Origin of the sequence: Providencia sp. JGM181, from assembly GCF_018257375.1 — a bacterium.
Lineage (GTDB): Bacteria > Pseudomonadota > Gammaproteobacteria > Enterobacterales > Enterobacteriaceae > Providencia > Providencia lanzhouensis.
Genome location: NZ_JAERJY010000092.1, coordinates 1 through 14,127 on the forward strand (window position 1 = coordinate 1; position 14,127 = coordinate 14,127).

The window sequence follows — 14,127 nt, forward strand, 5'->3', positions numbered from 1 at the left end:
ATTCCTAGCCAATAGTTGCGACCTTCTTCTATATAGCCATCAGTATATTCATAAGACTTGTCGAACAGGTTGTTGACTGAGCTGTTCACGGATAGCCCATGCCCTAAGTCATAATCCACGCGGAGATCAGTTTTGGCGAAGCCGCGTACCTTATCTTCACTGTCTACATAGTTAAATGCCCAGCTTCTGGCTTCTTCTGTAATTGTAATGCTCATTGGCTCATATGGGGTAAATTTCACCCAAGCAAACGCTTTGTGGGTTGGCAGCTCTGCAACATGGCGTACGCTATAGTGTTTCGGATCCGCGTGGATATAGCTGTAGTTCACACCTGCTTCCATCCAATCGGTGATTTGCCCTGTAGTGCCTAAATCCGCGCCGATATAATCCACTTTGCCGCTATTACGGTTTTGCAGTAATGCGCCACCCTTTTTATTTTCGCCTACATGGTGCGCCATGATGGCATCAGAAACGTGGTTATAGTAGGTACTTGCTGTATAGCTCCACACTGGAGTGAAATGCCCTTTGTAAGTTAAATCAAAGGTCAGTGCGCGCTCAGCATCTAAATGCGGGTTAATGAGGAATGAATCATTATTCTTCATTTTGTTTTCAGTGTAGCGTTCTTTTTGTGTCGGGAATCGGCTTCTTTCAGAGACTGAGAATTGAACGGTATCTTCATTTTCTAAATGGTAACGCGCCATCATTTCCCAGTTAAAGGCATGCTGGTTGTTATTATCATAATGTTGAACGCCTTCCATTGCGCCGGTTTTTTTATTGTATAGATAGCGTTTCCCATCATCACTATCACGCCAGTCATAGCCAATTCCGCCGATGATATCGAGTTTATCTGTCGCGACCCATTGGTATTCGGTGGAGACAGACCAGGTTTGATCTTTATAACGGTCAAATGGGTTGGTTTTATTACTGCGAGAGCGGTGAACGTCTTCTTTCCAGTGTGCGGCAAATGACAGCATATCTAATTCACGCACAGTAAAGTCAGCGCGTAGGTCTGCGCCGTTGCTGTAGTCGTCATAGCGGCTGTAGTTATAATTACCTTTTTGATAATCTTTGACCGATTTGTACTGGTGCAGCGTGTTTTTGAATGAATCGTGATAAACGCGGCTTTGTAGGGCAATCCCGTCAGTGACTTGGGTGGTGCCATTAAAGTAGATGCTCTCTTTATCATAAGCAGGCCACTGCCAGATCTGCTGCTTATCTGAGTTGGCATTCGGTGCACTATTTTTGTCACCATCTTGCTTAATATAAGTCACCACATACTCATCGGCTTCTCGTGGTGTCCAGCCCATTTTCAACATCAAACGCTTATCATCGGTGGCTGAGTTAGTTCGGCGCCCGTGGGTTCCCGCATAAGGATTATTGTCATCAGAGCTAGGCAGACCCATAAAGCGTTGCTTATATTGGCTACCGCTGACTTGAATAAAACCTAAATCATTGCGACCACCAAGGCGGGCGCTAACGTTATGGGCATTGTCCGCCCCACGTGCAAAGCCTTGGTTCAGGCTGATATTAGCTTCGAACGGTTTTTTCGGGGTCGCGGTGGTTAAGTTGATGGCGCCGCCCATTAAGTTCGGACCTTGTAACAGGGACGTATACCCCGTAGACAGCTCAACACTCGCCAGTTCACTGGTCATAAAGCGCCCAAGGTCAAGGGTGCCGTCATAAGGAACATAGGTCGGGATACCGTCGAAGAAAACAGGCACTTGGCGGCTGTCAAAGCCTCGTACGTTGACTTGAGTTTCGTTACGGTTACCGGATTTTTGAATCGCCACGCCGGGTAGGGTGCTGAGAGCTTGAGCCACGTTGGTTTTATTGAGTTGCTTCATTTGCGACTCAGTAATCACGTTAGCATCAGCGGCGAGTGGGGTACTCCAGACTGACATCACATCGCGGCTAGCGTCAGCTTGTGCCTGATTATTTTCTGGAGAGGTCGTTGCTGCTTGCCCCTGTGTTGCGAATAACGCCATTCCTATCAAATAGGTAATTTGTTTTATTTTCATTATTAATAATTTCCAGTTAGTTTTTCCTGCGACTTATATCGATATATTTATTTTTATATAACGATAGGCGTCACTTTTGCCATAAAACACCATCCCGCGGTGAGCCGCAGGATAAGGTTTTAAATCTATGTATTTGGGTCGTTAAGATTTAAATATCTGTACTTTGATGTCTCTCGGGTTTGCGTAATAGGGAGCCGAAGTGACCAACAAAGGAACACCCGATTGAGCGAAACTTTCGATAGTTTGCAGGTTAACGCCCCCTGCAATAGATAATCGGCAGTGGGACTTTTTCTCATTCACCAAGCGCTGTAATTGCTGAATTTGCTCTATGGGAAGCTTATCTAGCTGAACAATATCGGCATTAGCATCAATGGCGAGCAGGGCTTGCTGATAATCATCGGCTTCAACGATGATCTGTTTCTCAGGCGCGGCTGCTCGTAACGTATCGACATGAGATTGCCAATCATCGGGATTTGTAAGGCAGTTACGATGATTGGTAAACAGCAAGATAGTTTCTGCGCTGCCAGCACGATGGATAATGCCGCCACCAGCGAGGATCGCGGTTAACGCAAGGGGCTTGGTCGCGGGAATGGTTTTTCGTGTGCAAGCGAGCTGCCCATGTGGGTGATATTTTTTTAATATCGTGACCATTTGATGGGTGTAGTGACTGATACCACCGCACCATTCCAAGACATTCTGGACTGCCTTCCACCCTTGATGCAGTGCTTCAACCGAGCCAGACGCGTTAATCAAGCGGCTTTGTGGCTCCACAATATCTCCGTCACGAAATAGGCATTCGCTGTGTATGCCCAGCTTTGTGAGCATTCGTTGGGCGATATCCAACCCGCTGACGCAGCCGCCAAGCTTCGAGGTAAAGGTCATGGTGCCTTGCTGGGTGTGTAAGCCAAGCGCGCGGCTGGTGAGATCCCCATACTGGATATCATCGAGAAGCAGTTGGTCAATTAGGGTGTCAGGCAAGTAAATCATAATGTCAGTTCCGCTTCATCCACTACATCCCATGAGACCATCGCCCAATCGCGGGATGGGAACGGCAGGGTTTTACCATCGGCGGTTTGTTTCTCGTAGTAAGCGCGCAGCTTTTCAGTTTCTTCTTCTGTGAGATCTTTGAGCGACCAGTTTACGCTGTCGATAAATGCATCCACGTTATCGAATCCACCCCGATTTGGACTTTTAATAAAGTCGACACGGGCATGGATCCCCATTTGATGCAGGACATTCACGGCATAGATATAGGTTGGCAGGCTAACCACTTCGCGCCCAATTTCACGGATAATTTTCTCATCAATAAATGTCGGGTTAACGGTGTGAGTGGTATACACGCGCAAGTTAGTTTGGCGGTTGAGTTTTAACATCGCAGCTTTTAAATCATCTACGAGAGTAGAGCGGGAGGCCACAGAAATATCGGCTTTTGGTAAGTCGTCCCAGCTATCTTCCCACGCAAGGGTTTTAAATTGCGCATTGGTGACATTCATCTCTTTGGCGCGAATATTGGCCATTTCGAGCATACCTGCACTGTAGTCAATGCCGGTGACAGATTGAAATTGGTTAGCGAGATAAAGGCTAATAGAGCCAGGTCCACATCCCACATCCAGCAAGGTTTTTGCACCCGTAAAATCCATTAATTGGCGAAAGCGAATTAAGTATGTATCGTTCGGATTGGCACAGTTTTGCGCCATTTGGTGGGCTTTTTTATCCCAATGTTCTGGTTCTTTGCGCGTGCGTTGGGCTTGTTGCATATGCTGCTGATACATTGCGGCAAAATCGAGTTGGTGAATAAGCATGATCCCTGACCTTAACAAGTAAAATTGAGTGGAAGCTGAAAATGCGCCGTAATACTCGGTGCATCGATATTATAGAGCTCTGCCAAGTTAGTAAGCGTTAACATACTTTGAGTCGAGCCTTGCCGTGCCTGCTGTTGTTTGTTTAATAAAATCACATGGTCGGCAATGGCAGCGGCATGTTGGGGGTGATGGGTGGACATTAACACCGTGATCCCATGCTGCTTTAGTGTTTCGATATGCTGTAACAACCGAATTTGATTGCCAAAGTCGAGACTGGCTGCGGGTTCATCCATAATCAATAACTTGGGTTTTTGGACTAAGGCTCTGGCAATTAAAACCAGCTGCTTTTCTCCTCCGCTGAGGGTGCTATACAAGCGCTCTGCAAGGTGAGCAATGCCAAATTGGGTCAATTGCTCCATGGCACTGGCTTTCTCTTTTTCCCCCGGTACGCTGAACGCTGAGAGATAGGGAGTGAGCCCCATCATCACCATATCGACCACCGAAAACGTAAAGGGCGTATCGTGAGCTTGGGGTACGTAAGCAATCACTTTCGCGATATCTCGTTGTTTCAGCCGGCTGATGGATTGCCCTTGCAAGCAAATATCCCCATCAATGGCAGGAAGTAACCCTAATAAGGTTTTCATTAAGGTGGTTTTTCCGCACCCATTCGCACCCAGCAAGCAGGTCATCTCACCTTCAGGTAAATGAAGGTTAATGCCTTCAATAATGGTTTTGTGGTGGTAGCCAATCGCCACATTGTCTAGGGTTAAAATACTCATTTAACCCGCCTTGTTTGTAGCAAAATGGCTAAGAAAAAGGGCGCGCCCACGGCTGAGGTTAAGATCCCGAGCGGTAATTCAATGGCAGCAATGGTGCGAGCTAGTGTATCGGTGATCAACAGTAAAATAGCGCCGATAGCCATTGCCGCAGGGAGTTGATAGCGGAAGTTAGCGCCCACTATCATTCGTGTAATATGGGGAACAATCAATCCTACCCAGCCAATAATGCCAGCTATTGACACCGTGCTGGCGGTAATCAGTGTTGCGCTAACAATCAAAATGGTGCGATTGAGCGTAACATTCACCCCTAAGCTTTTGGCTTCTTCATCGGACAAACTCAGCAAATTCATGCGCCAACGCAACATCAATAAGGGGATAAAACCCACTATCATGATGGGCAGGACCGACCATAAATCTTGCTGAGTAATGGAAGACAAACCACCGAGCAGCCAGAACGTAATAGAAGGAAGCTGCGTGTAGGGGTCGGCTAAAATTTTCATTAATGAGATGGCGGAGCCGCAAATCGCACTGATTGCAACTCCAACTAGCACAAGGGATAGAATAGGATCGTGCTGGCGGGCTAGACGAGCAATCAGATACACCACCGCCACCGTGATAAGCCCACCCACAAAAGCAAATAGTTGGATAGAAACCAGAGATTGTCCGAGAAATATCCCTAAAACAGCTCCGACACCCGCCCCTGCGGAAACGCCTAAAATATCGGGGGAAACGAGAGGGTTACGAAACATCCCTTGATAAGCCGCGCCGGCAATCGCCAGCCCGCCGCCAATCAAGATGGCGGCTAAGACGCGTGGAAAGCGAATTTGCCAAAATACCGTATTGCTACGAGGATCATCGACGGGCGCTTGAGTAAACAAGTGATAGAGCTCTTCCAAGGTTAGTGAGTATTTACCACTGGTTAATGCCATCAGAAAACAGAGTAGCAAAATAGCCATCAATAATAATGGCTTAGTTTTGGTATTGAGCCAGCTCGCTGTCATGACCTTTCCATTAGTAAGTCGACCTGCTCTTGAGTGAGCGATGAATGGTAGAACAGCTCAAAAAATTGTCTTAGATCGTGAGTCATCGTCTCTTCAACCGCTTTATCAAAGTGACTTTGTAAGCGTCTCATGCCCAGTAAACGGTTGATCCCTGGTGGACCATCTAACCAACCGAATGGCATCCCACTGAATACGAACAGGTTATTCGATGAGATGGCTTTGAGTCCTGCCCATAATGGCGAGCGAGTAATTAATTCAACAGATTCATCATATTGGGTGATGATAATATCTGGCTCCCACTGGTACAGCTGTTCCATGGAAACATCGGTCAAACCGTGGAATCCATCGATGTCTACTACATTGCGGAAACCGAGCATTTCGATGGCTTCAGTATGAATGGAGCCTTTTGTGCCAGTTTGTAGCCCTTTTGCACCTCTGGCGAGGTAAAAACTGAGGGGTTTTTGTTGTTGAGTCAGTGCAAATTGCTGCGCATTGCTAAGATAGCGTTCTGCGACCATACTCAGTTTTTCAGCTTGCTGATTAACATTTAATAGGCGACCAAGTTGACGCAGTTGTTGCGGAGCATCAATCAGCTTACCGTCCATCAGCAAATATGGGATCCCCGTTTGTTTGGCAACTTTCTCCGCTTGGGAACGGTAAGTTTCATCGATATTGCCAGTATCGAGGATCAAATCAGGGTGATAAGCCAATAATTGTTCAAGGGATAACGTGCTACCTCGTCCCGCAAGACGACCGTAAACGGGTAAATTCATCCACTGTGGCGAAAATAATTCACTGTTCCCTTTTTTCAAGTTAATCGAGGCAAAACCCACCATTTTTTCTGGGGCGAGGGCAAATACCAGTAAGTCTGCGGGCGGACCTGCCGTGATCACTTTTTGAATGTTACCGCTTGCAGGTAAAGTACCGAATAATGCCTCTGCGACAGGGCTGCGACTAAATGCAGGTAAACTGTAGAATGCCGCAAGGACAGCGCAGGATTGGATAAAATGTCTTCTATTCATTGCCATAATCAATATCGTTATACTTATATTTATATAGCGCGAAAATTAGCGAAGTCAGGCAACAGAGTCAACAGTAAAAACGAGATAGCACTGAAAAGTCGATGTTTCTGTGATTTAAAGCAATATCAAGGATTGATATCCACTGGCAGATCGCAGAACATAGCGAAATATAACGGCGTTTTATAGATAATCTGGGATATATGAAGAATAAAAGACCTTCTTTGCAAGATGTAGCCGACCGAGTCGGTATCACAAAAATGACGGTGAGCCGTTTTCTGCGTAATCCTGAGCAAGTTTCAGAATCCTTGCGCGGGAAAATTGCCAATGCAGTGGAGGAATTAGGCTATATCCCAAACAAAGCGCCTGATATTTTGTCGAATGCCACAAGCCACGCTATCGGCGTTCTATTGCCATCATTAACTAACCAAGTTTTTGCCGAAGTGATCCGCGGTATTGAAGCCGTCACCGACAAACATGGTTATCAAACCATGTTGGCGCACTATGGTTATCGTGCAGAAAAAGAGGAAGAGCGCCTAACTTCGTTACTTTCTTACAATATCGATGGCGTGATTTTAGCGGAACGTACCCATACCGAGCGCACCCTGCGCATGTTAAAAACGGCGGGGATCCCTGTCGTCGAAATTATGGATAGTATTTCGCCTTGTTTTGATGCAGCGGTAGGCATTGATAACTTTGAAGCATCTCGACAAATGACGCAGGCGATGATCGACCGTGGCTGCAAAAAAGTCGTCTATTTAGGGGCGAGGCAAGATGAACGGACAATCATCCGTTTGGAAGGTTATGAAAAAGCCATGCTCGACGCCAAACTGACTCCACGTAATTTAATGACTCAAGAGAGCTCCTCTTATTCTCTTGGTGCACAATTACTTCAAGAATGCCGTGTAAAATATCCTGATACCGATGGGCTATTTTGTACCAACGATGACTTAGCCATTGGTGCGATTTTTGAATGCCAGCGCTTAGGGATCAATGTCCCCAACGATTTGGCGATTTCAGGCTTCCACGGACACGATGTGGGACAGGTGATGACCCCGAAATTAGCCAGTATCTTAACCCCCCGTGACCTTATGGGGCGCAAGGCGGCAGAAGTCCTGCTGGCCAGGATGCGCGGTGAAAAATTAGCACAGAAAAAATTCGATGTTGGTTTTAAGTTACTAACTGGTGAAAGTATCTAATAAGGTTGCATCGAGTCAGCAAAACATTATTGCGATTACCATCACAATTCCGCTGTTTTCTTCACCTATCTAATTGCTAAATAAATATCCACTAGCAATAATGTTACCCGTAACCTGTTACCGGTAACATCCCACCAGGGTACCGGAATAACAACCTAAATTAAATTTCAAATCTAGAATTAAATAACCTCTTTTCAACACCCGAGGAGTTTCCTATGAGTGATACCCAAAATCAAAACTACACATTTGTCTTAATGGGGGTATCGGGTAGCGGCAAATCCGCAGTGGCGAGTGGCGTTGCTCAGCAGTTACAAGCTGCCTTTTTAGACGGGGACTTTTTGCACCCGAAATCCAATATTATGAAAATGGCATCTGGACATGCACTGAATGATGATGATCGTCGTCCGTGGTTAGAAGCGCTGAACGGTGCCATTTTTGCAATGCAAAGAACCAATCAGGTTTCTCTGGTTGTGTGCTCTGCATTGAAAAAGAGCTATCGCGATATTCTTCGTGAAGATAATAAAAATCTCTATTTTATCTATCTGAAAGGCGATGCTGCAGTGATTGAAGAGCGTTTAAGAGCGCGTCGTGGTCATTTCTTTAAACCAGAAATGTTGAAATCACAGTTCGATACACTGCAAGAACCCGATACCCAAGAAGTCGACGCTTATGCGGTTGATATCCGTCCCGCGCTCAATGAGGTTATCGACAATACCTGTGCAACCATTCGTCAAATCATGACGGGAGATAAAGCATGAACGCACCAGTAGAAACATTAAGTACCTTAACACTGGTACTGACTGCCGTTGGCTCGGTGGTGTTATTGCTATTTTTAGTGATGTACGCGCGTTTACACGCTTTTGTAGCGTTAATGATTGTGTCGATTGGCGCGGGTCTATTTTCTGGTATGCCAGTCCAAGATATCACTGCAACCATGCAAAAAGGGATGGCGGGAACCCTTGGATTCCTTGCTATCGTCGTCGCTTTAGGTGCCATGTTCGGTAAAATCCTGCATGAAACGGGCGCTTTGGATCAGGTCGCTCATAAGCTATTAGATCTTTTCGGTGAAAAGCGCGCGCACTATGCGGTGGGGATCGCCGGTTTAATCTGCGCACTGCCATTATTCTTTGACGTGGCTATCGTGTTATTAATCGGCGTGGTATTTGCGGTAGCAAACCGTACGGGTCATAACGTGGTTCGCTTAGCTATTCCTCTGTTTGCCGGTGTGGCAGCAGCGGCAGCTTTCCTGTTACCGGGGCCAACGCCAATGCTGGTGGCGTCACAAATGGGCGCAGACTACGGCTGGATGATCTTAATTGGCCTGTGTGCAGCTATCCCAAGCATGATTTTAGCGGGTCCGCTGTTTGGTAGCTTTATCAGTAAGTTTGTTCATATTGATATTCCTGCTGACTACCAAGCACCACAAAGCTCTAACGGCAAAATGCCAAGCTTTGGTTTCAGTTTAAGCCTCGTGTTGTTCCCACTATTGCTGGTCGGTTTAAAAACCATCGGGACTCACTTTGTGGAGAAAGGCTCGAATCTAGAAAACTGGTTAGAATTTATTGGTCACCCATTTACGGCATTATTACTGGCATGCTTGCTGGCAATCTACGGCTTAGGCTTCCGCTACGGCATGGATAAAGAGCGTGTGATGGCGGTCTGTTCCGCAGCAATTCAACCTGCGGGTATCATCCTGTTAGTGACTGGTGCGGGTGGTGTATTCAAACAAGTGCTGGTGGACTCAGGTGTAGGTCCGGCATTAGGTGATTCGCTGATTGGTGCAGGTTTACCGATTGCTGTCGCGTGTTTCGTCTTAGCGGGTGCGGTGCGTGTTATCCAAGGTTCTGCGACTGTTGCTTGTCTAACGACTGTTGGTTTAGTCCTGCCTGTTATCGGTGAGCTAGGTTACTCTGGCGCACAACTGGCTGCATTAGCGATTTGTATCTCTGGTGGTTCATTAATTCTGAGCCATGTGAATGACTCCGGTTTCTGGTTATTCGGTAAATTTACAGGTGCAACTGAAGCTCAAACCTTAAAAACGTGGACTATCATGGAAACGATTTTAGGAACGACAGGTGCGATTGTTGGGATGATTTTCTTTACCTTCCTGTAAAACGGATTTCTCTCTATCTCTGCTGTAAAAAAACAAAAGTCAGCTTACTTCGGTAAGCTGACTTTTTTGTATGTGAAGATAACGAAATAGGTTTATTTCAGCATCTGATTAAACTGGCTATACAGTGCTTGTGCGCTTTTCTTATAACCATCTGCAGAGAAATGCACATTATCAGGACGGGCTAAACCTTGTGATGCCCATGCGCGGATAGAACAAGGCCCGCCCATGTTAGCTTGCCAATCCCAAAACAGCGTATGTTCCTGAGCGGCAATGTTTTTCTGAATACGAATAACATCCATCAAATTCACCGGCATCTGTGCGCTACAACCCGCCGCATTACTGAATTTAATTGAGTCGCTTGGCCCCACTAGCATAATCACTGCATTAGGCGACTGCTGGCGAATTTGGCGAATTTTATCCCGTAGGTTTTGTTCGTAAGCTGCCAAATTCAGGGTGTCATTAAATGCTTCGTTGGTACCGAAAGCTAAAATCACCATATCCGGCGACATTTGAGCCAGCGTGGCACTCCACTGTGGTTGCCATTTATCCAGCATGTTGATGGTCGCACCGTTCAAACCGATAGCAGATAACATCACACCGGGTTTATTCGAACGGACTAACCATCCACCCACCTTGAGATTACTTGTCGTTCCAACTGACACGGTTGATGGCAATTGCGTGCTCACTGGTGCAGAGAATTGCCAGCTATTTCCCGTGGCAGGTAAGGCAACTGTCGAAGATGAGGATGGCGAAACCTGCATCTGGGCACCATTCGAGCTTTGGTACAGTGCTTGTAAGCGATAACTATTTTGGACAGGCTGCAACGGTTTTAATAACACATTGCTCTTGCTACCTTGTGGCTCCGCTATCAATCCACCTAACGGGTAGTCAAAACGCTCGTCTTTGCGGCTACTTGAAAGTGACCAATCTGACTTATCACTGACGCGATTAATGGTGGCGGTGCGTTGACCCGGTACCGAAATTGGCGGTACAAAACCAGGACCTGCATCTCCATAACGTTGTTGGAACAATGCTCTTAATTCACCAGTGAAAAAATCTGCGGCCGTGTGTGAATCCCCTATCTGAACGATATGGACTTGTTGACCACCTTGGCGCAGTTTAGACGCCAATTGACTTAAATTGGGTTCACCGTTATTGACTAACTGCTCTTGCTCTGTAGGCGCTTGCCACTGAGTTTGCGACGTTTTGCCGCGTTTAGTATCAGGGGTTTGACAAGAGACTAAGCCTAATGACAGCAGGGTAATAACACTAGCTGTGAGTAGCTTGCTCTTGACCTGATTCTGGTTGTTCAGTTTCATGAGGTTCCTTGTCTTCCTCTTCGAAATGGATCAGTGAAAATACGCTTTCGGCAATCATTTGTTGCCCTTTACCACTGAAATGGATCCCATCACCACTGCGCAATTTTATAGCATTGCTGCCATCCCCAATATAGTCGGAATAGTCGTCATTTTTATATTTAAAGACGTCATTGGCAGAAATGTACATTTCGCCATACTTCGCAACTTCGGTTTGGTAGAGACCGCGTAGGAACTTCATCCCATCGGAGAGGGTGTTTTTACGCATATTCGGTGGACCCACCCAAATCACATCGACATGATGTTGGCGTGCGGTGGAGAGAATTTCACTGATACGCGAACGATAGGTTTGCTCCCACTCTTCGCTCTTGAATTTCACATACTTATAGCCCGATTGTGGTGGCATATCCCACGGGTCATTAGGACCTAAAAAGACCACTAAAACTTTAATATTCGGGTTATCGTTCAATGCTTTGGCAATGGTATCTGGCCAGTTAAAGAATTTAGGGTATGCGAGACCGGTACTCTGCTTACTTAAGTTAATACTCTCAATATTATACTTTTTCAACAGCATGTTTTTAACATGGGGAGCGACACCCTGCATCATGGAGTCCCCAGCAAACAAGACTTGATCCCCCGCAGCAATATTAGCTATCTGTTTTTGAACGACAGGTCCTTCAGGCTGTGCAATAGTCACTTCCGCAAAGGTTCGGCCCGGAATTTTAGCGCGAGCTTGAGGGCGCTTTAATAACTCAGGGAACGTGACCGATAAGCTCTCTGCAGGATGAATATAACCATTAACAAAGTGTAGCCCGACACGGAAATCTTGTGGGAAAACTAACGTTTCGTGGTTAGCGGCCATTTGGGCGGCAAGTTTATCTTCAGCGGCTTTTTGTCCAGATGCGTGATAGGCAAAAGTTGCACCTGCTTCTTGGACGCCATCATGTAACGCGCTCCCGTAATCCCAGACTGGGTTTCCGCTGATTTTCGCCCATGGAGTATCTTGGTGATACTTTTGCTGCCAGAATCGCTCTAAGGAGCTTTGGTTTAACCAAATCAGTAGCAAGCCTGTGATGATGACAATCAGCACCACTTGTCCGGTTTTTTTCAGGTTATTTTTAAACTCAGAAGTTAGCATAGATAAATCCTGGCATTCCCGAAGGTGAAAGCATAAACATAATCGTCAACACGATGGCTAATGGGATTGGGTAATAGTACCAAGCGATATCTTGATATTTCTTGGCAACATACTGGTAGCCTTGAACGAAATAAGGGTAGGCGAGGAACAGTACCCAGAATGCAATCAGCAAGCCGAGGTTCGCGCTAATTGAGGCGATAAATCCAGGCTCAATAAATTGATTGAGCATTACCAGCGCATCATCAAACGATGGGCTACGGAAGAAAATCCATGCAAAGCAGACAAAATGGAAAGTCAGAATTCGTGCAAGTAATTTTGAAACGTGGGCGTTGGGAATTAACTGGGTTCTCCCCAGTTTTTTCATTAGCTCAGTTTTAATATTAAAAATTACCGTTCCTAAGCCATGAATGGCGCCCCAAATAACAAACGTCATTGCCGCACCATGCCACAGACCTGAAATTAACATTGCGGTTAGTACGTTGATATTTTTGCGCACAAATCCTTTGCGACTACCGCCCAATGGAATATAGATATAATCCATGATGAAGGTCGATAAACTGATATGCCAACGTTTCCAGAAATCTTGTAAGTTAGTGGCTAAATATGGGGCATTAAAGTTAAGTGGCACTCTAAAGCCTAATAGTAATGCAATCCCTGTCACTAAGTTGGTATAACCGGAGAAGTTAAAATAGATATTCCACGCGTACGCGTAGGTGGCAATTAATATTTCCCCTGCACTAAAGCCTGCGGGAGCATCAAATACCGGATTAACGTAGTTTTCAGCGAGGTAAGAGCTGAATAGAAACAGTTTTACCAGTGCTAAGCTAATTAACAAAATAGCGCGGCGAGAGTCGAGAATAACACGGCTTTCAGCTTGGATTTGCGGTAAAAAGTTTTTCGCACGGTTAATTGGACCCGCCACGATACTTGGGAAAAAAGCCAAATATAATACGACGTCAAAAAAGTCGGCCTTTTCAATTTCTTTGCGACAAACCGAAACGGTATAGCTAACGGAATGGAAGGCGTAGAAAGAGAGCCCCAATGGTGCCAGCAGTTCCAGCACAGGCAGTCCAACGCTAAATCCAAACTTATCGAGGGTTTGCTGAATAGTTTCTTGGAAGAAAGAATAATATTTAAATGCAGTAAAGCAGCCAATGATACCGACAGCTAATAACGAATATACCCATCGGTTAGATAACCAAACCGTTGCCCAGTTGGTGAGCAAATAGATAAATAACGTGTAGCCAAACAGAATATAGGCAAAGTCAGGGCTAAATGAGTAGACAAAGAAATAACTTGCTGTGATGAGCAATCCATTCTGCAATTTAGAGCTGGGTTGGCAGCCCCAATAAATAAGAAAAAAAACTAAAAAAGAGCCAAGAAACTCAAATGAGAAGAAATTCATATTAGACTCAGGTGTTATTTGTTATGGGTGACCATGATATTTATTCTTCCTCGGCTTGCAATCAGAATTTCGTCATATTTCGCGCTGTCGCGGTGTTGTCATTGTATCGCCATCCTAGTCACATACTTATGTTTACTCGTTATACTTCGAATTTTAGGGGTGTTGGCTGCGCTCAGCTACCCTAGTCACATACTTATGTATGCTCCTAGGGATATCTTCTCTTGCCGCCTACCTAAAACCCGAATTATTTAGAGTAAATAGGGGATAAGGGAAATAAGTTATGTAAGATTCAAAGTTCAAGATTCAAGATTCAAGATTCAGAATCTAAGAAGTATAGCTG

Annotated in this window: 12 protein-coding genes; 3 read left to right on the top strand and 9 right to left on the bottom strand. The window is 45.7% G+C overall.

Annotated elements, in window-relative coordinates:
• The 6 genes from JK188_RS12035 to JK188_RS12060 form a co-directional block, all read right to left on the bottom strand.
• The coding region (locus tag JK188_RS12035) for a TonB-dependent receptor plug domain-containing protein (RefSeq protein ID WP_211888645.1) at nt 1-2,015 on the bottom strand (2,015 nt) is incomplete at its 3' end.
• A gap of 141 nt (nt 2,016-2,156) precedes the next feature.
• Complete coding sequence (gene modD, locus JK188_RS12040) at nt 2,157-3,002, bottom strand: ModD protein (protein WP_211887901.1); 846 nt, start codon at nt 3,000-3,002, stop codon at nt 2,157-2,159.
• Nucleotides 2,999-3,817, bottom strand: coding sequence for a class I SAM-dependent methyltransferase (locus tag JK188_RS12045; protein ID WP_211887900.1), 819 nt, complete (start codon nt 3,815-3,817; stop codon nt 2,999-3,001). Before JK188_RS12045 ends, modD begins: the two co-directional genes overlap by 4 nt.
• A gap of 11 nt (nt 3,818-3,828) precedes the next feature.
• Complete coding sequence (locus JK188_RS12050; protein ID WP_211887899.1) at nt 3,829-4,596, bottom strand: ABC transporter ATP-binding protein; 768 nt, start codon at nt 4,594-4,596, stop codon at nt 3,829-3,831.
• A complete protein-coding gene (locus JK188_RS12055) occupies nt 4,593-5,597 on the bottom strand; it encodes a FecCD family ABC transporter permease (protein WP_211887898.1) in 1,005 nt (334 codons plus the stop codon). The genes JK188_RS12050 and JK188_RS12055 overlap by 4 nt, the downstream gene beginning before the upstream one ends.
• The gene (locus JK188_RS12060) at nt 5,594-6,625 is read right to left on the bottom strand and encodes an ABC transporter substrate-binding protein (protein WP_211887897.1); all 1,032 of its coding nucleotides are present in this window, start codon (nt 6,623-6,625) and stop codon (nt 5,594-5,596) included. The genes JK188_RS12055 and JK188_RS12060 overlap by 4 nt, the downstream gene beginning before the upstream one ends.
• 194 nt (nt 6,626-6,819) lie before the next feature.
• On the opposite strand from JK188_RS12060, the gene gntR reads away from it, so the two are divergent.
• The 3 genes from gntR to gntU all read left to right on the top strand — a co-directional run bounded on the left by gntR (nt 6,820) and on the right by gntU (nt 9,928).
• Nucleotides 6,820-7,815 carry a gluconate operon transcriptional repressor GntR gene (gene gntR / locus JK188_RS12065; protein WP_211887896.1) on the top strand — a complete coding sequence of 332 codons (996 nt, stop codon included), beginning with the start codon at nt 6,820-6,822 and terminating at the stop codon, nt 7,813-7,815.
• 215 nt (nt 7,816-8,030) lie between these two features.
• Complete coding sequence (gene gntK / locus JK188_RS12070) at nt 8,031-8,573, top strand: gluconokinase (protein ID WP_211887895.1); 543 nt, start codon at nt 8,031-8,033, stop codon at nt 8,571-8,573.
• Nucleotides 8,570-9,928: a gluconate transporter gene (gene gntU / locus JK188_RS12075; RefSeq protein ID WP_211887894.1), complete on the top strand. Its 1,359-nt coding sequence runs from the start codon at nt 8,570-8,572 to the stop codon at nt 9,926-9,928. Before gntK ends, gntU begins: the two co-directional genes overlap by 4 nt.
• A gap of 92 nt (nt 9,929-10,020) precedes the next feature.
• On the opposite strand, the gene JK188_RS12080 is transcribed toward gntU, so the two are convergent.
• From JK188_RS12080 to JK188_RS12090, 3 genes are read right to left on the bottom strand one after another with little or no spacing between them, the layout of a single operon-like run.
• The gene (locus JK188_RS12080; protein WP_211887893.1) at nt 10,021-11,247 is read right to left on the bottom strand and encodes an SGNH/GDSL hydrolase family protein; all 1,227 of its coding nucleotides are present in this window, start codon (nt 11,245-11,247) and stop codon (nt 10,021-10,023) included.
• Entirely contained in the window at nt 11,198-12,382 is a 1,185-nt protein-coding gene (locus JK188_RS12085) for an SGNH/GDSL hydrolase family protein (RefSeq protein WP_211887892.1), read from the bottom strand. Before JK188_RS12085 ends, JK188_RS12080 begins: the two co-directional genes overlap by 50 nt.
• Complete coding sequence (locus JK188_RS12090) at nt 12,369-13,787, bottom strand: MBOAT family O-acyltransferase (RefSeq protein ID WP_211887891.1); 1,419 nt, start codon at nt 13,785-13,787, stop codon at nt 12,369-12,371. The genes JK188_RS12085 and JK188_RS12090 overlap by 14 nt, the downstream gene beginning before the upstream one ends.
• Nucleotides 13,788-14,127: the final 340 nt, after the last annotated feature.